A 20,536-nucleotide genomic window follows, 5' to 3' on the forward strand; every position below is an offset into this window, starting at 1 on the left:
GGGCGATGAACAATATTCAGCCGACCAGGCGCGCGACCGCGTCCGCAGGCGACATCGTCTCGCGGGCGCCGTCACTGCGCTTCTTGATCTCGACTTTGCCGTCGGCCAGCCCCTTCGGCCCGATCATGATCTGCCAGGGGATACCAATCAGGTCGGCGGCGGCGAATTTGGCGCCGGCACGCTGGTCGGTGTCGTCGTAGAGCACATCGACGCCCTTGGTGGTGAGCTCGGCATAGAGCTTCTCGCAGGCGCCATCGACGGCCGCGTCGCCCTGCTTGAGGTTGAGAATCGCGACGCGGAACGGCGCCACCGCCTCCGGCCATTTGATGCCGGCATCGTCATGGCAGGCCTCGATGATGGCGCCAAGCAGGCGCGAGACACCGACGCCGTAGGACCCGCCGTGGATCGGCACGTCGACACCGTCGGGGCCCGCCACCATCGCCTTCATCGGCTCGGAGTACTTGGTGCCAAAATAGAAGATCTGACCGACCTCGATGCCGCGGGTGTTCACGCGCTTCTCGGCCGGCACTTCCTGTTGGAACCGCGCGGGATCGTGGACGTCTTCCGTCGCGGCATAGACCGAGGTCCATTGCTTGATGATCGGCGTCAGATCGCCGTCATAGTCGACGTCCTCGCCCGGCACCGGCAGGTCCAACACGTCGCGATTGATGAAAACGCCGGATTCGCCGGTCTCAGCGAGCACGATGAACTCGTGGCTGAGATCGCCGCCGATCGGGCCGGTTTCTGCGCGCATCGGGATCGCCTTCAGCCCCATCCGCGCAAAGGTGCGCAAATAGGCGACGAACATCTTGTTGTAGGCGGCGCGTGCAGCGGCCTCGTTGAGATCGAAGGAATAGGCGTCCTTCATCAGGAACTCGCGGCCGCGCATCACGCCGAAGCGCGGACGCTGCTCGTCGCGGAATTTCCATTGAATATGATAGAGATTCAGCGGCAGGTTCTTGTAGGACTTCACGTAGGCGCGGAAGATCTCGGTGATCATTTCCTCGTTGGTCGGCCCATACAGCAGTTCGCGTTTGTGGCGGTCAGCGATGCGCAGCATCTCCGGACCATAGGCGTCATAGCGGCCGCTCTCGCGCCAGAGGTCGGCGAGCTGGAGCGTGGGCATCAGCAGTTCCAGCGCACCGGAACGGTCCTGCTCCTCGCGCACGATCTGCTCGATCTTCTTCAGCACCCGGAAACCGAGCGGCAGCCAGGCGTAGATGCCGGCCGCCTCCTGCCGGATCATGCCAGCGCGCAGCATCAGCCGATGCGAGACGATCTCCGCCTCTTTCGGATTTTCCTTCAGGATGGGCAGAAAGAACCGCGACAACCGCATGGCAATACTCTGGGAATCAGTGAGGGGCTGCAGTGAAACCGGATTGGGAGCGAAAACACAAGACCGGGAATGAGGAAAAGCCGCTAACGCGGCGGAATTCCTGTCATTTTTCCGTTGCCTTAAGGTTCGAGTTGAACCGTGTCGACGCTAGGGCGGCGCGACCTCGAGGTCGTCCTCAAGGGTGATCTTCTCGAAATCGGTCACCAGCGCGTCGATCCGCGCATGCCAGCGGCCCGCAAAGGGCAATTCGACCTTGCGCACGTGCCAATAGCCGTCGGGCCCGAGCTCGGCGTTACGCTCCATCGGCTCGATCCCGCGCTCCGGCAGGCTCAGCGTCAGCGTCGCCTCCTTGGCCTTCAGCGGCGTCGCCTCGCCGGTCATGAGTTGGAGCACGAAATCGTCCATGCCGGCTTTGCCCGGGGAAACCAGCACCTGGAACATCGCCTTGTCGCTGTGGATGTGGATCGCGAGCGGCGTCTCCGGCACGATGGTCCGCGGCGGCGGCGTGAAGCGCCAGCCAGCGACGATGGCGAAGATACCGAACGCAGCCCCGCACTCCAGCAGGATCGAACGTTTGAGCGCGGATGCGGCCCCGCGGTCTTTCGCCAGCGCTGGCGTCCATCGATAACGATTGAGCGCAGCTAGCACCAACAAGGACAGGACCAGCGCCAGCTTGACCGACAGAATGAGGCCGTAAGTGGTTTCTATCAGTGCCGACGGCTTTTCGAGTTGGATGATCGCAAGCGTAAGCCCGGTCAGAGCCAGCGCCACGACCACCGGCATGGCGATGCGCGAGAAGCGGTTCAGGAGCGGCAGCGCGGCCGGCGTCGGCTTCGAGACCAGCGCAGCCAGCGGGGCCAATGCGCCGATCCAGAAAGCGACAGCGAGGCCATGGACGAAGACCGCCGGTCGCGTCAGCACCTCGGGCGACGCCGTTGCCGCGTGGCCGGTCATCGCGAGCGACAGGCCGACGCCGGCCAACGCGATGGCGGCAAACACGCGCGCGTACCAAGCCCGGCTCAGCGCCATCAGCGCTAGCAGCATCGCCGCGATGGCGACGAGCAAGGCGCGGCCGGCACTGGTCGCGAATGCGATGCTCCAAGGCGCCGTCGTCACAACAGCTGCCAACGGCAGGCCGAGGAGATCGAGGCCCAGCACGCCAAGAGATACGACCGCGCTCGGGATGCCGATGAGCAGCGTCGCGCGCGGCATGCCCATGCCCGTCATCGACCACGCGATCCAGCGGCCAAAGAACACGCCGCCGACGCCGACGAACAGTCCGAGATAGAGACCGATCCGCGACAGCCAGATCAACACGTCCAACCGGCCGTCGGCATTGGGCAGAGGCTGTGTGGCCGTCGGCGCGCCGACGGAAAAGATCACCGATCCCGCCACAGGGTGGCCGTCCTGCGAGATCACACGGTAGCTCACGACCGCCGTGCCCTGCGGCAGGTCCGGCGGCATCGCAACGGAAATGCCCGCGCCCGATGTCGTGACGCGTGCGTCATCGCGCGCCCTGCCCGCGCCGTCGATCAACTGGATCGCGCCTGGCGTCACCGCCTCGTTGAAGCGAAATTCCACCGCCTTTGGCGCGCTCGCAAGGACACTGCCGCTCGCCGGCTCGACCGAAATCAGCGCCGCATGCGCTGACGCGCCGGTCGAGGTGCCGACGAGGATGAGCAGCGTGACGAGCGCGGCGAGAAGACGCATTACGGCTTGGGCAGCAGTTTCACGCCAGGCGCCGGCGACTTGTCTTCACGCGAATGCGCTGCGCCCTCCGCCGGGATTTCAATCCAGCGGCTGACACCCTTCTCGCATTCCTGCACCACCGGGAAATAGAGCGTGGTGTTCGGCTTCAGGCTGTCGGTGAGGAAGCTGCTGACGACGAACTCGTCGTAATTGTGATCCGGCAGCTTGCCGCCGGACCAGACAACTTCCTTTACGCCCGAGGTCAGCTTATTGCCGTGATAGTCGTATGCGCTGGCATACTGCCCCTCGACGACATCGACGTTCCAGCCGGCCTTCGGCATCGGCTTCACGGCGATCACGCCTTCGGGAATCTGCACGCGGATCTTGACCGTCGGCGAACCGGAACAGCCGTGCGGCACGGCGAAGACGGCCTTGTAGGACCCGCCGACCGTGGCCTGCTTGCCTTCCAGATAGACGTGGGCCGCCGCAGGCGATGCGGCAAGCGTAGCCATCAGGATCAGCCAGGGTGTCTTTGACATGCTCTATCTCCCGGACGTTAGATCACGTCTGTTACATTTTCATTCCCGAATGATCGGGCATCTTCTTCATCATCATGCCACCACCGCCTGGCGCCTGCGCGCCGACGCCCTGGACGTCGAGCGAGACGGAGACCTTGCCGGCCTTCTCGAACTCGAGCGTAACCGGCACCTTATCGCCCTGCTTGAAGGGGCCCTTCAGGTCCTGGAGCATCAGATGGTTGCCGCCGGGCGCAAGCTTCACGGTCTTGCCGGGCTCGATGACGAGGCCCTTGTCCAGCGGGCGCATCTTCATCACGCCATTGTCCATCGCCATCTCGTGGACCTCGGCCTTGCCGGCGATCTCAGCGGACACGGCGATGAGCTTGTCGGGCGCCGTGCCTTTGTTTTCGATGGTCAGGAAACCTCCCGCGACCTTGGCGCCTCCAGGCGTAGCCCGGCTCCAGGCCTGCGAAATGACGAGGTCGCCAGCCTTGACGTCGTCGGCGCGGACGGGAGCCGCGATCACGACGGCTGAGAGAGCCGCGAACGCGAAGAGAGTTGAGAGCTTGTTCATGTCGATTGCCTTTCTTGTCGCCGTCGAGAGAGTACCCCATCCGTCAGAACGTATACTTGCCGGCGAGAACGAAAGTTCGTCCCGGGAACGGATGGAAGAGGAAATATTGCTCGTTCAACAGATTATCGATGCCGAAGTCGAACGCGAAATTCTTCGTCGCGTTGTAATGGATCTTCAAGTCCACAACGAAAAAGTTATCGAAGGCGCCGTAGACGTGCGACACGCTGTCGGTGTTGTCCAATGTTGAATACTGCTTGCCACTATAGCGCGCCGCGACCGTGTAGGCCCAGCTCTCGTTCGGCCGATAGGTGACGCCGAACTTGGCGCGCCAGTCGGGCACGAAAGGCACGCGCTTGCCGACCACGCCGGTCGGGCCCTTCCAGTTCGGATCGGAGATGATCCTGGAATCGACATAAGTGACGCTGCCAAAAACTTGCAGGCCGCTCACGAGCACGTTGTCCTTGTCAGCCGACAGTTCAACGCCGTTCATGCGAACAGCGCCGACGTTGCTGACGGCCGTCTGAACCGACTGCGCCCCACTTGCGTCCGTCACGGTGGTCGATTGCGAGATCAGCGCGTTGTTGGTCCGCTCGCCGAACACGGAAAGCCGTACACGCCCGTCGACCCAGCGCCGTTCGAGATTGAGCTCACCGGTGAAATCCTGCTCCGGTGATAGCAGCGGATTGGCGAGATAGGTGACGCCGCCGACGCTGATATTCTGATAGAGCTCGGTCACCGTCGGATAGCGGTAGGCCTCGCCGAAATTGGCGGTCACGTTCCAGTCCTTGGTGGGATCGAACGAAAGCGACGCCTTCGGTGAGAAATTGGTTGAGGACAGCCCCGGTTGCCATGTCGGCACCGCCGATGTGATGACGCCAGCGCCCGTCGTCGTGGTGTTGAGATTGAAGCCTTCCACCGCCTGCCAGCTCTCCAGCCGTCCTCCGAGTGTCAGCTTGACGAGCGGATTGATCTTCCAGGCGTCCTGTAGCCAGAGCGCTTCGGTGCGCGTCTCGCCGACACCGGTCGAATAGACCTGGCCATTCCCTGTCGAGGACGCATTGAACCAGACGGTCGAGGCATAGACGGGGTTCTCCAGCCGATAGCGGTCGCCATGAGCGCCAAAGCTGATCTCGTGCGGACCATCGCCGCCGAACGGGCGCCAGATGCCCTTGGCGTCGGCGTTCTGCCAGTTTGTCCCATCCATCCGCGTTACCTTGCCATTGAGCGAATAGCCGAGGCCAGGCGACGGCACGACGGTAAAGGGATTGACCTGGGTGTCCTGGAGGTAGTTGTAGCTTGAGGCAGCTAGGTCGAAGTCGAAAACGCCCTTGGTGTCGCTCTTGAGCGCGACGGCGTTGCTCATGTGGAGCTGGTCCCAGGTATACTTGCTGCTGGCGAAGCTGCTGACGCCGCCAAACGTCGGCAAACCTGTCGCTGCTGATCTGAGATAGGTCTGCGGATCGGAGGTCTGGTGGTTATTCCAGATGCCGAGTGAGTATGTCGCCTGCACCAGCGGCGTTATGTCGTAGGCGAGTCGCAGATTGCCGGATGTCTGCTGCGAATGCGCCAACGTGCCCGTGCCCACGACGTTGGCGACGCCTCCGGTCTTGTTGAGGGCTGCAAAGCCGCCAGTCGTACCGGCGGGGAATGTGGCGTTCGTCGTGTAGGTCAGCGGCTGCTGGTAGCTGTCGAGATAGTTCGCGCTGCCGAGCCAGGACAGCTTGCCGTCGCGATTGCCCGCAGCGGTGCTCGTCTGGCTGGTCACATAGGTGTCCTTGGTGCCGTATTGATTCCACGGCATCACCGAGACGGTTTCCTTCGCCACCGCAAACGGTTTGTCCGGCATCTTCGACGTGATCAGCAGGACACCGCCGATGGAATTGCCGGGATAGGCAGCTGCGAACGGTCCATTGAGGAAATCGATCCGCCCGATCGCCTCAGGCGAGATGAGATTCCACTTCGGCGAGGCGCCGGAGTTGTTGTTGCCGATCAGGGCCGAGATCAGCAGGTCATCGTAATAGATCAGCGTTCGCGCACTCGAGTTCAGGCCCCAGCTTCGGGTCGCAAGGACGGCCTGGTTGTCACCGTCGTTGCGCTTTCGCACGAACAGGCTCGGCATGTATTTGACGGCGTCTTCGGGGTCCTTGAGATTGATGGTCTCGTCGGCCTCCTTGGCCGTAATGCTGAAGGAGCGTTGCGGCAGCTGATAGCGCGCCACCGCCGTCGGCTGATCGAGTGACGCCCGGGATCTGCCCGTGCCTTGCTCATTGGTTGTGGCGACCGAGGCCGGCCGCTCGACCGTCGGCTTGGCCGAATTTCTCCTGATACCAGCAGTTTGTACGGTGGGCTTGCGCGGCCTGGGTTTCGCCGTTGCGGGCGCGTCAACGGTCACCGCTGGCAGTTCTCTTGGCAGTTCTCGTGGACTGCTCTGGGCAAAGGTTCCACTCGGCGCGGCGAGCAGCGCTGCCTGAACGGCAACGACGCTCACGCCGCAGCGGGCATGACGAGGTAACATGGTTGCATTCCTGACGCCGGCTGTCGCTCCGGCCAATCGACAACATCAATCGCCAGCGGATGGACCGCTGCGATCATGAAGGCTGGTCAGGAAATGGAGGGAGGTCCCCGAGCTTGGGCGCTTGCGCCTTTGTGAGCGACGAGAACGGATGCATCCGCCTCATGCCACACTACGCGTTCGGCGTGACGGAGGGGACTGGAGAGCGCTGCATGCGGCGGCGAATCGAACGACGCGTTGGCCTGCGCCAGGCAACACAGCGCGCAGGCACCGGAATGGGCGATCGGCGAGCCACCCTGGTTATTCGGAGCGCCCTGCTCACTGACGCTGTGGCAGATGATGCCGGCACCAACCGGATCGGCAACGGCTTGGCCGGCCGCCCAGCAGGCGGCAATCGGCGCCAGCACCTGCATCACCAAAGCGAGCAGGACAACCGGTAGGAATTTTTGCAGCCGTGCGCGCATCCGCCGAACCATTCGTTCGTCTGCTAACTAAACACCACGCTTGGCTCGAGTCGAGATCACATCGCCAGCCTCGTTGGGGCGGCGCAAATTTCTCGACGGATGTCCTCGGAGGGCTCCGCCCGGGCGGTATCCGGCATTTGAGGCAGCGGCACCGCCCCGCCATATCTACAAAATTCATATATTTGTCATATACTTACGCCCCTTACAGCCCGATCGTTTCGTCAACTGCTCGAATTTTGAACAATCGTTGCCGAAAATGATGACAAGTGAGAAAAGTTGATCTAGCATCCCTCTTGCTCAGGCTGGCCGTGAGGTCGAAGTCTGGTGGTCCAAGTCTCGGGAGGAGCCCCTGGCGCGCAAAACGCAGCGTCGCCCCGTCAATCAAGAGCAAATCTTAGAATCGGGGATAATAGGGTCGACACAATTTTTGAGCGGGGCTAGGGCCCCGCTCTTTTTTTATCTGCGCGGCTGATGTGCCGATGAGTACCTCCCCCAATCCGATCGAACAGAGCTTGGAGCTCGCAGCCTTGCGCTGCGCCGATTTCACGCCCCTCGTCTACCAGCGGCTGTTCGAAGAGCATCCAGAGACGCGGACGATGTTCCGCACACAGGGGAGCGAGCTCGTGATGGGATCGATGCTCGCGTTGACGATCGAGGCGATTCTCGACTTCGCAGGCGAGCGCAGTGGACATTTCAGGCTGATCGCCTGCGAAGCCGCCTCGCACGACGCCTATGGCACGCCGCGCGAGCTGTTCATCGCCTTCTTCGGCGTCATCCGGGATACGTTGCGCGAGTTGCTCGGCAGCGCATGGTCACCGAACATTGCTCAAGCGTGGGACACCTTCCTCGTCGAGATCGAGGACTTCGTAGGCAGCGCAGTGTAACGCTTTGCGCTGCACCAACGCTGCCGTGACAATCTCACCATTGATTGCGCATTGAGTGGCATCACTTCTTGTGAGACACTTTCCAGATCGGTAGCGCAACCAATGACGCGCCGACGACAAGATATATGGGAGCGAGCGATGTCCGGGACGAAAGATTTCTCGACGACGAGGCGCGATCTTCTTCAGGCGGCTGCGACCGCCGGCGCCGCGACTGCCATCCTCGGCAGCATGGGCATAAACCCAGCACTGGCAGCCGAAATGGGACGAAGCGAGAAGCCGCTGAAGGCGGCGTTCTCCAATGCAGGCCTTCAGGCCACCTGGTGCGCGCAGGGAAAGCAGGCCGCGGAATTCTGGGGCAAGCTGTTCAATGTCGAAGTCACCTGGTTCGACGGCCAGCTCGATGCGGTGAAGCAGCGCGCTGCGATCGACAACATGGCCTCGCAGAAATGGGATTTCGTCGCGATCCAGGCTTTCGGCATCGGCACCCTCACCCAGCCTGTGCAGAAGATGATCGACACCGGCACGCCCGTCATCGACATGGACACGCTGATTGCTCCTCTTGATCAAATCAACGTCCATTCCTTCCTCGCCCCCGACAACGAGTTCATGGGCGCCTCGGTGACGCAGGCGCTCTGCAACGCCATGGGCGGCAAGGGCAAGATCATCATGACGCAAGGAGCGCTCGGCCATACCGGCGCGCAAGGCCGCGCCAAGGGCTTTAACTCGGTGGTGAAGCAATTCCCTGGGATCGAGGTGCTCGACACCCAGCCGGCGGATTGGGACGTTTCCAAGACCGCGCGGCTCTGGGAGACCTACCTGACCAAGTACCCGCAGATCGACGCGGCGTTCTTCCACAACGACGACATGGCGCTTGCTGCCGCCAACATCATGAAGGCGCACAACCGCACCAACATCCTGATCGGTGGCGTCGATGCCATGCCGCCGGCCATCCAGGCGGTAAGCGAGGGCCGGATGTACGCGACCGTCCGCAATCCGTCTTGCCGCATCCATGGCGGCGCGATCGTTGCGGGCGTCGCGGCGGTGGCGGGCGGCGAGAAGAGCGGCCAGGGCATTCCCAAGAACGTCGTGACCGACGGCCCTGTCGTGACCAAGGCCAATGCCGCCGGCATGCAGTGGATGCAGGATCACTTCCTGATCTGAAATCCTCCAAGATCTGATCTTGCATGCCTGAGGGTCGACAGCCCATCCTGGAACTCCAGGGCATCACGAAGAGCTTCGGCGGCGTCGAGGCGCTTCGTGGTGTCGACTTCGCGCTTCTCCCCGGCGAGATCCACGGTCTCGTCGGCGAGAACGGCGCGGGAAAAAGCACGCTGATGAAGATCATCGCGGGCGTGCACACCGAATTCTCCGGCCGCTTCCTGATCGACGGCCATGAGACCCATTTCCGATCGGCGCGCGATGCGCACGCCGCCGGCATCGCCATGGTGCATCAGGAGCTCTCTGTCGCCCCTGACCTCACGGTCGCCGAGAACGTCTTCCTCGGCAACCAGCCGACCAACGCCCTTGGCCTCGTGCAATGGCGACGCATGGCGCGCGAGGCGGGCGAGCAGCTCGCGCGCTTCGGCATCAATGTCGATCCGATGTCGAGACTGGGCGACCTGCCGATCGGGCTGCAGCAGCTGATCGAGATCGCCCGCGTGCTGTTCTCGGGCGCGCGCATCGTCATCCTGGACGAGCCGACCTCCGCCCTCTCGCCGCCCGAGGTCGAGCGGCTGTTTACGACGCTGCGGCGCTTGCGCGAGGAAGGCACGGCCATCGTCTTCATCTCGCATTTCATCGAGGACATTCTTCGCGTCTCCGACACGGTGACTGTCTTCCGCAACGGGCGGAAGGTCGCCGAGACCGCAAGCGCTGCGACCACCAAGGGCGCGCTGATCGAGGCCATGATCGGCCGCGGCGGCGAAGCGCTCGAGCACAGCTACACCGATGATCTGATGCTGCCGAAACCGAGCGACAGCTCGGTCGTGCTGAAGGTCGACCAGCTGTCGCTGGCGCGCAGCCTCAAGGACGTCTCCTTCGAGGCCCGCGCCGGAGAGGTGCTCGGCATCTACGGCTTCATGGGCTGCGGCCAGCAGGAACTGTCGCGTATCCTGTTCGGCAAGCTGAAGCCCGACGCCGGCACGCTGATCGTCGAAGGCGCATCCAAGACTTTCGCCAGCACGGCGGCGGCGCGGCGCGCGGGCATCGCGCTGGTGCCGGAGAGCCGGCGCGCGATGCTGTTTCATCAGGAGCCGGTCTACAAGAACATCTCGATCAGCATCCTCGATCGCATCTCGTCGCTGCTGCTCAAGCCGGCGCAGGAGCGCGATATCGCCCAGCGCCAGGTCGAGCAGCTGCAGATCAGGCCGCCGGTGGTCGGCCTCGATCTCGGCATGCTGTCGGGCGGCAACCAGCAGAAAGTTGCGCTGGCAAAATGGCTGACCTATCCGCCCAAGCTGCTCGTGCTGTGCGAGCCGACCCGTGGCATGGATGTCGGCGCCAAGAACGACGTCATCAACATCGTCCGCGACCTCCGCGCCAGGGGACTCGCGATCATCGTGCTGTCGACCGAGCCGGAAACGGTGCTGTCGCTGGCCGACCGCATCCTTGTGCTCAAGCGCGGCGCGTTGGTGCGGGAATTCAAGAACGAGCCGGTCAGCAAGGACCGCCTGCTGGAAGCGGCGTGACGGAGAAGCACAATGGCGAGCAGTGAGACGGCACCGGCAGCAAGCCAACGCGCACGCGGCGTTGCGACCTTCCTGCGCTCGCAGATGCGCAACATCGCGCCGTTCCTGACGCTGATCTTCCTGTCCGCCTTCTTCGCCGTCGCCAGCCCCTCCTTCGCGACCATCGACAATCTCGGCAATATCCTGACGCAGGTGTCGGTCACAGGCATCATCGCCGTCGGCCTCACCTTCGTGATCCTCTGCGCCGAGATCGACCTCTCGATTGCCGGCATCGCCAACGTCACCGGCATCGCGGTCGCCTACTTCACGCTGCAGGAGTCCTACGTCAACATCGCCAACATCCCGCTGCCCGGCGCGATCGCGATCATCCTGTCGCTCCTGCTCTGCGCGGCTCTCGGCCTCGTCAACGCGCTGGGGCTGACGGTCATCGGCATCCCCTCCTTCATCATGACGCTGGCCATGATGCAGATCGCGGCCGGCATCTCGGCCCTCCTGGTGCGTGGCCAGATCGCCTACAAGGTCCCGAGCCTGATCACGACCCTCGGCTCGGGCTCGATCGGCGGCATCCCCTGGATCGTCATCGTCGCCGCGATCATGCTGCTCGCCGGGCACCTGGTGCTGACCTACACGCGCTTCGGCCGCTACGTCTACATGGTCGGGGGAAATCGCGAGGCGGCCGAATATTCCGGCCTCAACGTCAAGCTCATCCTAGGCAGTGTGATGATCATCTCCGCGGTGTGCTCCGGCATCGGCGGCATGCTCGGCGTCGCCCATTTCGGCAGCGCGCAGCAGAACGAGTTCGACACCTATCTGCTCGACTCCATCGCCGCGGTCGTGGTCGGCGGCACCAGCCTGTTCGGCGGGCGCGGCGGCATCGGCAACACCATCGTCGGCCTGTTCGTGCTCGGCGTGCTCAACAATGGCCTCGACCACGTCAACATCGACAGCTTCCTGAAGATCCTGATCCGCGGCCTGATCCTGCTGGCCGCCCTGATCATCAACGTCTATGCGCAGCGCTTGCGCGAAAAAACGGCGGAGTAGACCGCCCGCAAGACAAAGCCGCGAAAACAACCCCACGCACAGTACAATTCATTGGGGAATTCGGCGCGGAGCACATTGCGATATTTCCGAACTCCAGTTTGACGCGTCGGGCAAAACAGGAGTAGGATGTCATCATGGCGGCGAGCACCCGGCCCGGGGTGCGTGCCCGGGTTGGTGAAGCGACCCCCGGTTCCTCTCCTCCCTCTCCGATCCTGCACCACCCTCAGAGCGAGGCCATTGTCATGGGGTATCTTGTGCTGCTCGCGACCTTGCCGTTCTGGTCGGGGTGGGCAAGTGCCGAGCTCGGATCTGAATGGCAGTCTCTGGATTCCAAGCAGGCGGCGCGGGTGTCGCCAGTTCAAGGCGCTATCGAGAGCTACGCGCGAAAATACAAGCCGACTGCAATCATGGTCGTGCAGGACGGACTCGTGGTCGCAACCTCGGGCGACATCGCCCGCAAGGTCAATGTTCGCTCCGTTCGAAAGAGCTTCCTGAGTGCTCTCTACGGCATCGCCATCGAGCGCGGTCAGATCAAGCTCGAAAGCACGCTCGAACAATTGAGAATCGACGACACCGCCCCATCATCGCGCGTCCCATCGGGATGCAGGATTTCACGGCCCATGACGGGACTTTCGTTGGAGACGGTTCGTCGCGATATCGCGCCTATGTGTTCAGCATGAGCGCGTGGGATCTTGCACGCTTTGGATTGCTGTTCCTCAACAAGGGGCGATGGAATGACGCTTCCGTCGTTCCGTCGCAGTGGACGGCGGAGTCGACGAAGGCCTATTCAGAGACCGATCGAAAACACCGCGGCTATGGCTATCTATGGTGGACTCTCGATGCCGGCGCGTGGGGACGCGGCGCAATCTTTGCGTCCGGCTACGGAGGACAGTTGATCGTGATCGTTCCGGAGAAGCGTCTCGTCGCCGTTCAGGTCGTTGAATTGAATGAACGCCAGCAAGGAATTCACTCCACGACGCTTCTCGACCTCGTTCGGCAAATTATGGCTCCCGCCAATTGACGCAGGCGGAATGGCTCTGCGAGACGTCCCGCCACGTGATGTTCAGGCAGGCTGAAGCAACTCACGCCGCCATTTGAACAGGTTGCGCGTTGCAATTGCCGTCAGGAATACGGCTGCCGGAAGAAAGCCGAGATTTCCGGAGATCGCGATCCAGATGAACCAGAGTGCCTGAGTGAGAAGCGGCACATACCACGACCACCAGCTCCTGTTGCCGATGACCCAATATCCGTACATGGTCATCAAAGACATGCCCCACGGCATGTAAGTGACGAAATCCTGCCTGGTCATAACCGCTGCTCCCCGGCGCGGCGTTTGCGCGCCGCCACTGCATAAGCCCCTTGCCGCCGCCCGATCGGGTTCATGCCGGGCTCAACAATCGTGCGCTTGAATGCCTGCCAGTCCTCGGCCGTCAATCCATCGAAACCCGTATGCACCGTGAAATTGTTCAGCTTCTCATCGGCATATTCGGCGCGGTGAATTGGGATCAACTGAAGGAACGGTTGATCGGCGCGAAAGTCGACAGGAATGCCGGTGTCGATCAGCCTGATATTGGTAAACAGCGGACCGAACCAGCGGTCGGTCTCAACGATGCCCTCCATGATGTGATAGGCATCATCCGGCACGACGTTGACGGGAGCGCGCACCATCAGGCTATAGCCCGGCGCCGTCTTGATCAGGTACCCCGGCCATATCTGCATGATCCCATAAAACTGGGTCATGCCGCACATCCAGGGTGAAGAGAATTTCGCAGACTCTGGCGCGCGGCTCTGAAACATCGGCTCGAAGTCCGGATACTGGATAGCGTCCAGTTTATTCCAGGTCTTGCCGTCGTCGAGGCTGATCAGGGTTTTGCGACCCGACCACAGAAGCTTGAACGAGATCGGCAGGAAAACATACCATCCGAGGCCCGATGCAGCTCGCACCGGTTCGCAACGATGATGCCCGGCGGGAAGCTGGTCGCCCGCCGTCTTGGACGCGCGAACCGGCGAACGATGATTGTAGACGAGCTCATGAAATGTGATGAGAGACACTGGCAGACCTCCCGACCCATCAGGTATTCGCTTCGCCGCACATGAGCAGACGCACCGCTTCGCCCACCGCGACGAAAGACGGGCGAGGGATACGGCCACTCCACTTGCTTTCGAATATACCAGCAGCTTTACGGGAAATGGGGCAAGCGATGCCGGCCCCATCTCGTCGAACAAAAGGCTACTTCACCGCCGTGAACACGGGCGCCATACCACCGATATTGACATTGTCCCGATCACGAATGTTCTTCGGTAAAGTCTTTTCGACCTTCACACCCAACTTCATGCGGACCTCCTATCGGAGCGAGATGCTCCTGGATTTAGGAATGTTTCACGCCTGAATTCAGCAGCATCTCCGGGAAGCATGCATGCTCAGATACTATATACGATTCGCAGGCAATCTTGTGTTACACTCACGGTGTCGGACGACATCGATGTCGTGAGCTTCATCCACCTGCACCAGCCGCGGCTCGTCGATCGTGCGCTTGCGCGTTCCGGATCAACTCGACATCGATGTTTTGCACGAGATGCGGCACTTCGAGACTTACCGAAGAGCGGCCACCTCGGGGTGATCGGGAAAGGACGACGCTTGCTGGACCGACCTGATGGCGAGCGCAGGTTGAATATCCATACCCAGCGTCAGCGCGGTGTGAATTGGTTCAGGTCGTGAATGCCCATCTGCTGCTCCAGCTGAGCGACGCGCGCGGCCATCTTCTCGAAGCCGTCTTCGCCGAACAATTCATGCTCTTTCTTCTCGAAGTCCTCGGCCATCGCGTCGTACTCGTTTGAGACGTCTTCGCGCAGATGGTTCCTTATATCGTGCGAGGCCTTCTGCATCTTCTGCGCATGGTGTCGGGGATCGCGATCTGCCGCACTTGCCATGGCCGCTCTCCTCGCTGCTAATGTGGCGCCTCCGACCCGAAACCTCGTTCCAATTACGAGGATCCGGTAAGGCGCATGAGGTTCAATGCCCACGAGCAAGCTCAATCCATCGACCGGCATCTCAGCCGGTCAAGCATCCCCGGCAGGCTCGCCGCTGGAAGTCCTGCGCATCTTCCTCAAGCTGGGTCTGACCTGCTTCGGCGGCCCGATCGCTCACATCGGCTACTTTCGTGACGAGTTCGTCGTGCGGCGAAAGTGGATCGACGAGCACGCTTACGCCGATCTGGTCGCGCTGTGCCAGTTCCTGCCTGGCCCGGCCAGCAGCCAGGTCGGCTTCTCGATCGGCTTGACGCGCGCCGGCTATCCCGGCGCGCTCGCCGCCTGGACCGGCTTCACCCTGCCGTCGGCCGCTATCCTCGTCCTGTTCGCCTATGGTGCCGGCGCGCTGGGCGGACCGGTCGGCGCCGGCCTGCTGCACGGACTGAAGCTCACCGCGGTCGCCATCGTGGCGCAGGCCGTCTGGGGCATGGCGCGCAACCTCTGCCCGGATCGCGAGCGTGCGTCGATCGCCGTCGTGGCGGCACTGATCATCCTGTTCAGTACCGCTTCGATCGCCCAGATCGGCGCGATCGTCCTTGGCGGGCTCGCCGGTCTGTGGCTGTGCCGTAGCGATGCGCAAGCCTCGTCCGGGCATGTGAAGATGCCGGTGTCACGTACCGCAGGGTTTGTCACCCTCGGGATATTCTTCGTTCTTCTGGCAGGTCTCCCTGCGCTCCAGGCCCTGACCGGCTCGACGGGCATCGCCCTGTTCGACGCCTTCTATCGCTCCGGCGCGCTCGTGTTCGGCGGCGGCCATGTCGTGTTGCCGCTCCTCCGGGAAGCTTTCGTCACGCCGGGCTGGTTGACCGACGATGCCTTCCTCGCCGGCTACGGCGCAGCCCAGGCGGTGCCGGGCCCGCTCTTCACTTTTGCGGCGTATCTCGGCGCGGTGGTCTCTCCGGAACCGCATGGCGTGGCCGGGGCGGTGCTCGGCCTTGTCGGCATCTTCCTGCCGGGGATCCTCGTCCTGCTCGGTGCCTTGCCGTTCTGGGATTCGTTCCGGAAGCGCGCAGGCGCCCAGGCCATGATGCGCGGCGTCAACGCCGCGGTGGTCGGCGTGCTCGGTGCGGCGCTCTACAATCCGGTCTGGACCACCACCGTGCATTCGCCACGGGATTTCGGCATCGCCCTTGTCGGCTTCGTCCTGCTGGTCGCCTGGCGCGCCCCTCCCCTGGTCGTGGTCGCCTTCAGCGCCGCTGCAGGAACTGCGATGGCGCTGATTTGAGGTCTGGTCCGCAGAGCGGCGTTATCGGACTTCAATGACGTTCTCTCAGGGCGCCCCAGCAATCGGTTGTCATGGACTATGGGCACCGCTCGGTTCGTCTATTAGCCCCCGGGGCCGTCCTTCATAATGTAGCCCATCAGGTCGTCTACGTTGTGCTCCAAATCCCGGATGATGTTCTTGACGACGTCTCCGACCGAGATCACGCCCACGACCTTGCCCGCGTCGAGCACCGGCAGATGGCGAAAACCGCGCTGAGCCATCATTGCCATGCAGCCCTCCAGTGGATCATCCGGCTTGACCGTGACGGGGTTGCCCGTCATCACCTGGCTCACCGGCGTCTGCTTCGCGTCGAGCCCGGGCAGCAGCACTTTGATGGCGCAGTCACCCTGGGTCACGATACCGACAAGGACGTCGTCGTCCATGACCAGCACCGAGCGCACTTTGTTGTCGCGCATCTGGCGCAGGGCTTCGACGACCATGTCGCTGGAACGAACATGGATCAGGGCGCCACGCTTCTGAGCCAGAGCGCTTTTTACTGTGCTCATCGATCTCCCCTCGTGGGCCCTGCCCGCCTTTGATGATCCAGACTGAAGGATAGTCGAAATATCTGGCCTCGTCAGCACCGCGCCGATATCGCCGGCGAAGCTTGCGACCGCAAAAGCGCCAGGGCGCTACGCCAAACGCGTTCAGAACGTGACGCTCAGACCGCCCGACACCTGGTTGCTGCGCGCATGGTCACGCGCCTCGCCGGGCCAGCGGACGAAGCCGGTCAGCCGGTTCGTCAGCGTGTCCAGGACTATCCGCCCTCAGTGGACGCGAGTGCCATGCGTCCGGCAATCTCCTCAGCTCGCCAGCACCTTACCGCATGCCCATCGGGCCGCGTCTCCAGCGCCGGCCCCGGCTCATGGCGGCACACGTCTTCCGCGTACCGACACCGCGGACTGAAGGCGCATCCGTTGGGCGGATTGAGCGGATTGGGCAAATCGCCGCCGGTCGTCGCCAATGGCGCATGGTGCAGGGGATCGGGGATCGCTGATATCAGTGCCCGCGTATAGGGATGCGCCGGCCGCTCGAAAATTTCACGCCAGTCGCCGTTTTCGACAATGCGGCCGAGATACATCACGGCGACGCGGTCGCTCATGTGCTCGACGACGCCGAGATCGTGGCTGATCATGATGTAGGACAGACCGAGCGTGTCCTTCAATTCCAGCAGCAGATTGATGATCTGGGCGCGGATCGAGACGTCGAGAGCCGATACCGGCTCGTCGCAGATGACGATCTTGGGGTTGAGGATCAGCGCGCGCGCAATGCCGATGCGCTGGCGCTGGCCGCCGGAGAATTCATGCGGGTAGCGGTCGGCCTGTTCGGGCCGCAGGCCGACATGCCGCAGCATGGTCGCGACGCGGTCCTCGATCTCGCTTCTTGCGGTCACGCCATGCACGCGCAGGGGATCTTCCAGCGTGCGGCGCACGGTCTGGCGCGGATTGAGCGAGGCGTAAGGATCCTGGAAGACCATCTGCACAATGCGGGCGAGCGCCTTGCGATCGCCTGATGGCCTTGATGTCACCACCTGCCCGTCCAGCACGATGCGGCCGCGTGTCGGCGCCAGCAGGCCCAGGATCGACAAGGCCACCGTCGACTTGCCCGATCCGGACTCGCCGACGAGGCCGAGGCATTCGCCGCGCTTGAGCTTGAGATCGACACCATCAACGGCGCGGAGCACTCGCCGGTTGCGGCCCAACAGGCCGCCGCCAACGGGAAAATGAACCGCGAGATCCTCGACGCTGAGAATGAGATCGTTGTCCACCTTCCCTGGCGGCTCATGCATGGTGGTGACACCTCACCAGGCCGCCAGCCTCCAGGAAATCCGCCGTCGGCACGACGCTCCTGCAAATGTCGGTCGCATGGGCGCAGCGCGGGTTGAAGCGGCAGCCGTCAGGGAAACTGGTGATAGCCGGGACGACGCCCGCGATCTCCTTGAGTCTGCTCCGGCCAAGCGCTGCGCGGCTGCCCAGCCGCGGCAGCGAGTCGACCAGGCCCTGGGTATAGGGATGCGAAGGCGCGCGGAAAATATCGGCAGAGCCGCGCTCCTCGACGATGCGGCCGGCATACATGACGGCGACGCGGCGGCAGACATTGGCAACAAGGCCGAGATCGTGGCTGATCATCAGGATCGCCGTGCCGCGCTCGGCGCAGAGATTGCGCATCAGCTCGATGATTTCGGCCTGCACGGTGACATCGAGCGCGGTGGTCGGCTCGTCCGCGATCAGCAGATCCGGGCCGCAGGCGAGCGCGATCGCGATCATCACGCGCTGGCGCATGCCGCCGGAAAGCTGGTGCGGGTAATCGTTCACGCGCCGCTCCGGCGCGGTCACGCGGACATCAGCCAGCGCCTCGACCGCGAGTTTGTTGGCCTCACGCCAGCTCTTGCCCTTGTGCAGCACGAACATCTCGGCGATCTGCCGCCCCACCGGCGAGACCGGGTTCAGCGCCGTCATCGGCTCCTGGAAGATCATGGCGATCCTGTTGCCGCGCAGGTCGCGCTGGGCGGCCGCAGACAGATGCTGGATCTCCCGACCGTCAAACCTGATGACGCCGGCCCCGATCGACAGCGGCGGCCGCAACAGGCCGATCAGAGCGAGCGCCGTGATGCTCTTGCCGCAGCCGGATTCGCCCACGAGACCAAAAGTCTCGCCGCGATCGATGCGGAACGAGATGCCCTCGGCCGCGGCAACGCGCCCGGATCCACTGTCGAGATCGATACGGAGGTCCTCGACTTCGATCAGCGGCGCGCCCGTCATGTCCGCCGGCTCCGCGAGTGGGGATCGAGAATGTCGCGCAGGCCGTCGCCGAGCAGATTGAGGCCGAGCACCGTCAGGAAGATGGCAAGGCCCGGAAATAACGAGAGCCACGGTGCCGTCGTAATCTGGTCGCGGGCATCCGACAGCATGCTGCCCCAGCTCGGAAACGGTGGACGGACGCCGAGGCCGAGGAACGACAAGGCCGCCTCCGAGAGCACCGCGCTGCCCATGCCGAGCGTGCCGATGACGACGATCGGTCCCAGCATGTTCGGCAGCAGCTGCGTGATCATGATGCGCAAATCGCCATAGCCGAGCACGGTGGCGGCCTGCACATAGCCCTGGCTCCGCAGCGAGAGTGCCGAGGCGCGGGCGATCCGGCAGGTGAAGGACCAGTTGGTGAGGCCAAGCGCGATCAGGAGGCTGGTCAGGCCCGGTCCCAGCACTGCCATGATGGCAAGCGCGAAGATCAGCGAGGGGATCGCGAGCATGACATTGGTCAGGGCGTTGACGACATCGTCCCACCAGCCGCCCCAATAGCCGGCGCTGAGGCCCAGCGCCACGCCGATGACGCTGTTGATGAGCTGCGAGACGATGCCGACCGTCAGCGAGACGCGCGCGCCATAGACGACGCGGGAATAGATGTCGCGGCCCTGGTCGTCGGTGCCGAACCACCAGGTCCAGCTCGGCGGCTCTTCCGCGTTCATGAGGTTGGCATCCATGACGGGATCGGTGTGCGCCAGCCATGGGGCCAGCACGCCGACCACGATCGCGAGCGCGAACAACGTGCCACCGATGATGAGATTGGCGCGGAGCTTCATGCGTATCTGATCCTCGGATCGATCACGCCGTAGAGCAAATCGACCAGCAGATTGATCGCGAGAAAGGCCAGCACCACCACGAGAATGGAGCCCTGCACGGCTGGAATGTCGCGCTGCAGGACACTGTCGACCAGCAGCGAGCCGATGCCCGGCCAGGAAAACAGTTTTTCGACGACGACCGCCTGCCCCATCAGGCCGCCGAATTGCAGGCCGACGGTGGTGAGGATGATGACGAGCGCGTTGCGCATCACATGCCACTTCACCACCCTGGTCTCGCTCATGCCCTTGGAGCGCGCGGTGCGGACGAAATCGGCCGTCATGATCTCGAGGACCGCAGCGCGCGTCGTCCGCGCAAACAGGGCCATCGGCGAGACGCCGAGGGTCAAGGCCGGCAGCAGCAGATGTTTCAGGCCGCCATCGCCGTAGCCGAAACTCGGCAGCCAGCCGAGCTTCAGCGCAAAGACGTACATGATCACCAATCCGAGCCAGAACTTGGCAATGGACAGCCCCGTCACCGCGACGATCATCGCCGCACTGTCGACAAGGCCGCCCGGCCGCAAAGCGGCGACGAAGCCAAGCGGCACGCCGAGCAAGACGGAAAACGCCATGGCCGTGAAGATCAGCTGCAGCGTCGGCCAGGCCCGCTTGGCGATCATGCTCGTGACAGGCTCGCGGGTCCGAAACGACGTCCCGAAATCACCGATCGCGAGCTTGCCGATGTAATTGCCAAACCGCACATAGATGGGATCGTTGAGGCCGAGCTGCTGTTTCAGGCGCAGCTCGACCTGGGGATCGACGTCGTCGCTGATGGTCGAGGCAATGCTGCCGGGAACGACGCTGAACAGCACGAAGACCAGCAGCACCACGGCGAGCACGGTCGGAATGGTTTGCAGCAGACGACGGATCAGGAAGGAGAGCATCGGCACTTTCTTCCGTCCCTCCACCGCTCATGGCGAT

The 20,536-nt window shown here is 63.1% G+C and carries 21 protein-coding genes; 7 read left to right on the forward strand and 14 right to left on the reverse strand.

The window, feature by feature from the left end:
• Window positions 1-16: 16 nt before the first annotated feature.
• The 6 genes from proS to XI06_RS25715 form a co-directional block, all read right to left on the reverse strand.
• Window positions 17-1,336 carry a proline--tRNA ligase gene (gene proS, locus XI06_RS25690; RefSeq protein WP_271606841.1) on the reverse strand — a complete coding sequence of 440 codons (1,320 nt, stop codon included), beginning with the start codon at window positions 1,334-1,336 and terminating at the stop codon, window positions 17-19.
• Window positions 1,337-1,483: 147 nt separating this feature from the next.
• Window positions 1,484-3,046, reverse strand: coding sequence for a copper resistance CopC/CopD family protein (locus XI06_RS25695; RefSeq protein ID WP_271606842.1), 1,563 nt, complete (start codon window positions 3,044-3,046; stop codon window positions 1,484-1,486).
• Window positions 3,046-3,564 (reverse strand): YcnI family copper-binding membrane protein, encoded by a 519-nt coding sequence (locus XI06_RS25700; RefSeq protein ID WP_237861950.1) that lies wholly within the window; start codon window positions 3,562-3,564, stop codon window positions 3,046-3,048. The genes XI06_RS25695 and XI06_RS25700 overlap by 1 nt, the downstream gene beginning before the upstream one ends.
• Window positions 3,565-3,595: 31 nt before the next feature.
• A complete protein-coding gene (locus XI06_RS25705; RefSeq protein ID WP_237861947.1) occupies window positions 3,596-4,117 on the reverse strand; it encodes a copper chaperone PCu(A)C in 522 nt (173 codons plus the stop codon).
• A gap of 43 nt (window positions 4,118-4,160) precedes the next feature.
• Entirely contained in the window at window positions 4,161-6,632 is a 2,472-nt protein-coding gene (locus XI06_RS25710) for a TonB-dependent receptor (RefSeq protein WP_237861946.1), read from the reverse strand.
• A gap of 86 nt (window positions 6,633-6,718) precedes the next feature.
• Complete coding sequence (locus XI06_RS25715) at window positions 6,719-7,093, reverse strand: DUF2946 family protein (protein WP_237861944.1); 375 nt, start codon at window positions 7,091-7,093, stop codon at window positions 6,719-6,721.
• Window positions 7,094-7,572: 479 nt separating this feature from the next.
• On the opposite strand from XI06_RS25715, the gene XI06_RS25720 reads away from it, so the two are divergent.
• From XI06_RS25720 to XI06_RS25745, 6 genes are all read left to right on the forward strand, one after another.
• Window positions 7,573-7,977 (forward strand): globin, encoded by a 405-nt coding sequence (locus XI06_RS25720; RefSeq protein WP_271606843.1) that lies wholly within the window; start codon window positions 7,573-7,575, stop codon window positions 7,975-7,977.
• Window positions 7,978-8,115: 138 nt separating this feature from the next.
• Complete coding sequence (locus tag XI06_RS25725; protein ID WP_271606844.1) at window positions 8,116-9,138, forward strand: sugar ABC transporter substrate-binding protein; 1,023 nt, start codon at window positions 8,116-8,118, stop codon at window positions 9,136-9,138.
• A gap of 23 nt (window positions 9,139-9,161) precedes the next feature.
• A complete protein-coding gene (locus tag XI06_RS25730; RefSeq protein WP_271606845.1) occupies window positions 9,162-10,664 on the forward strand; it encodes a sugar ABC transporter ATP-binding protein in 1,503 nt (500 codons plus the stop codon).
• A gap of 12 nt (window positions 10,665-10,676) precedes the next feature.
• Window positions 10,677-11,705: an ABC transporter permease gene (locus XI06_RS25735; protein ID WP_237861936.1), complete on the forward strand. Its 1,029-nt coding sequence runs from the start codon at window positions 10,677-10,679 to the stop codon at window positions 11,703-11,705.
• A gap of 134 nt (window positions 11,706-11,839) precedes the next feature.
• Window positions 11,840-12,385: a hypothetical protein gene (locus XI06_RS25740; protein ID WP_271606846.1), complete on the forward strand. Its 546-nt coding sequence runs from the start codon at window positions 11,840-11,842 to the stop codon at window positions 12,383-12,385.
• A complete protein-coding gene (locus XI06_RS25745) occupies window positions 12,382-12,726 on the forward strand; it encodes a serine hydrolase (RefSeq protein WP_271606847.1) in 345 nt (114 codons plus the stop codon). The genes XI06_RS25740 and XI06_RS25745 overlap by 4 nt, the downstream gene beginning before the upstream one ends.
• 42 nt (window positions 12,727-12,768) lie before the next feature.
• On the opposite strand, the gene XI06_RS25750 is transcribed toward XI06_RS25745, so the two are convergent.
• From XI06_RS25750 to XI06_RS25760, 3 genes are all read right to left on the reverse strand, one after another.
• Window positions 12,769-13,014: a hypothetical protein gene (locus XI06_RS25750; RefSeq protein ID WP_237861932.1), complete on the reverse strand. Its 246-nt coding sequence runs from the start codon at window positions 13,012-13,014 to the stop codon at window positions 12,769-12,771.
• Window positions 13,011-13,931 (reverse strand): DUF6065 family protein, encoded by a 921-nt coding sequence (locus tag XI06_RS25755; RefSeq protein ID WP_237861930.1) that lies wholly within the window; start codon window positions 13,929-13,931, stop codon window positions 13,011-13,013. Before XI06_RS25755 ends, XI06_RS25750 begins: the two co-directional genes overlap by 4 nt.
• A 462-nt stretch (window positions 13,932-14,393) precedes the next feature.
• Window positions 14,394-14,636 (reverse strand): hypothetical protein, encoded by a 243-nt coding sequence (locus XI06_RS25760; protein ID WP_237861927.1) that lies wholly within the window; start codon window positions 14,634-14,636, stop codon window positions 14,394-14,396.
• Between the two features lie 85 nt (window positions 14,637-14,721).
• Here XI06_RS25760 and chrA point away from each other — a divergent pair, with 85 nt between their 5' ends.
• Window positions 14,722-15,960, forward strand: coding sequence for a chromate efflux transporter (gene chrA, locus XI06_RS25765; RefSeq protein ID WP_271606848.1), 1,239 nt, complete (start codon window positions 14,722-14,724; stop codon window positions 15,958-15,960).
• A gap of 101 nt (window positions 15,961-16,061) precedes the next feature.
• On the opposite strand, the gene XI06_RS25770 is transcribed toward chrA, so the two are convergent.
• The 5 genes from XI06_RS25770 to XI06_RS25790 all read right to left on the reverse strand — a co-directional run bounded on the left by XI06_RS25770 (window position 16,062) and on the right by XI06_RS25790 (window position 20,499).
• Window positions 16,062-16,505, reverse strand: a complete 444-nt coding sequence (locus XI06_RS25770; RefSeq protein ID WP_237861923.1) for a CBS domain-containing protein — start codon at window positions 16,503-16,505, stop codon at window positions 16,062-16,064.
• A gap of 251 nt (window positions 16,506-16,756) precedes the next feature.
• Window positions 16,757-17,788, reverse strand: a complete 1,032-nt coding sequence (locus tag XI06_RS25775) for an ABC transporter ATP-binding protein (protein ID WP_237861921.1) — start codon at window positions 17,786-17,788, stop codon at window positions 16,757-16,759.
• On the reverse strand, window positions 17,781-18,761 hold the full coding sequence (locus tag XI06_RS25780; RefSeq protein WP_237868774.1) for an ABC transporter ATP-binding protein: 981 nt from the start codon (window positions 18,759-18,761) through the stop codon (window positions 17,781-17,783). Before XI06_RS25780 ends, XI06_RS25775 begins: the two co-directional genes overlap by 8 nt.
• Entirely contained in the window at window positions 18,758-19,579 is an 822-nt protein-coding gene (locus XI06_RS25785) for an ABC transporter permease (RefSeq protein ID WP_237861917.1), read from the reverse strand. The genes XI06_RS25780 and XI06_RS25785 overlap by 4 nt, the downstream gene beginning before the upstream one ends.
• Window positions 19,576-20,499 carry an ABC transporter permease gene (locus XI06_RS25790; protein ID WP_237862565.1) on the reverse strand — a complete coding sequence of 308 codons (924 nt, stop codon included), beginning with the start codon at window positions 20,497-20,499 and terminating at the stop codon, window positions 19,576-19,578. The genes XI06_RS25785 and XI06_RS25790 overlap by 4 nt, the downstream gene beginning before the upstream one ends.
• Window positions 20,500-20,536: the final 37 nt, after the last annotated feature.

The organism is Bradyrhizobium sp. CCBAU 11434, from assembly GCF_028128895.1.
In the GTDB taxonomy this organism is placed as follows: Bacteria; Pseudomonadota; Alphaproteobacteria; order Rhizobiales; family Xanthobacteraceae; genus Bradyrhizobium; species Bradyrhizobium zhengyangense.

Bases quoted from the DNA above. Each gene is read 5' to 3' on its own strand.
- proS (WP_271606841.1), bottom strand. From the start codon at position 1,336: ATGCGGTTGTCGCGGTTCTTTCTGCCCATCCTGAAGGAAAATCCGAAA.
- XI06_RS25695 (WP_271606842.1), bottom strand. From the start codon at position 3,046: ATGCGTCTTCTCGCCGCGCTCGTCACGCTGCTCATCCTCGTCGGCACC.
- XI06_RS25700 (WP_237861950.1), bottom strand. From the start codon at position 3,564: ATGTCAAAGACACCCTGGCTGATCCTGATGGCTACGCTTGCCGCATCG.
- XI06_RS25705 (WP_237861947.1), bottom strand. From the start codon at position 4,117: ATGAACAAGCTCTCAACTCTCTTCGCGTTCGCGGCTCTCTCAGCCGTC.
- XI06_RS25710 (WP_237861946.1), bottom strand. From the start codon at position 6,632: ATGTTACCTCGTCATGCCCGCTGCGGCGTGAGCGTCGTTGCCGTTCAG.
- XI06_RS25715 (WP_237861944.1), bottom strand. From the start codon at position 7,093: ATGCGCGCACGGCTGCAAAAATTCCTACCGGTTGTCCTGCTCGCTTTG.
- XI06_RS25720 (WP_271606843.1), top strand. From the start codon at position 7,573: ATGAGTACCTCCCCCAATCCGATCGAACAGAGCTTGGAGCTCGCAGCC.
- XI06_RS25725 (WP_271606844.1), top strand. From the start codon at position 8,116: ATGTCCGGGACGAAAGATTTCTCGACGACGAGGCGCGATCTTCTTCAG.
- XI06_RS25730 (WP_271606845.1), top strand. From the start codon at position 9,162: ATGCCTGAGGGTCGACAGCCCATCCTGGAACTCCAGGGCATCACGAAG.
- XI06_RS25735 (WP_237861936.1), top strand. From the start codon at position 10,677: ATGGCGAGCAGTGAGACGGCACCGGCAGCAAGCCAACGCGCACGCGGC.
- XI06_RS25740 (WP_271606846.1), top strand. From the start codon at position 11,840: ATGGCGGCGAGCACCCGGCCCGGGGTGCGTGCCCGGGTTGGTGAAGCG.
- XI06_RS25745 (WP_271606847.1), top strand. From the start codon at position 12,382: ATGAGCGCGTGGGATCTTGCACGCTTTGGATTGCTGTTCCTCAACAAG.
- XI06_RS25750 (WP_237861932.1), bottom strand. From the start codon at position 13,014: ATGACCAGGCAGGATTTCGTCACTTACATGCCGTGGGGCATGTCTTTG.
- XI06_RS25760 (WP_237861927.1), bottom strand. From the start codon at position 14,636: ATGGCAAGTGCGGCAGATCGCGATCCCCGACACCATGCGCAGAAGATG.
- chrA (WP_271606848.1), top strand. From the start codon at position 14,722: ATGCCCACGAGCAAGCTCAATCCATCGACCGGCATCTCAGCCGGTCAA.
- XI06_RS25770 (WP_237861923.1), bottom strand. From the start codon at position 16,505: ATGAGCACAGTAAAAAGCGCTCTGGCTCAGAAGCGTGGCGCCCTGATC.
- XI06_RS25775 (WP_237861921.1), bottom strand. From the start codon at position 17,788: ATGCATGAGCCGCCAGGGAAGGTGGACAACGATCTCATTCTCAGCGTC.
- XI06_RS25780 (WP_237868774.1), bottom strand. From the start codon at position 18,761: ATGACGGGCGCGCCGCTGATCGAAGTCGAGGACCTCCGTATCGATCTC.
- XI06_RS25785 (WP_237861917.1), bottom strand. From the start codon at position 19,579: ATGAAGCTCCGCGCCAATCTCATCATCGGTGGCACGTTGTTCGCGCTC.
- XI06_RS25790 (WP_237862565.1), bottom strand. From the start codon at position 20,499: ATGCTCTCCTTCCTGATCCGTCGTCTGCTGCAAACCATTCCGACCGTG.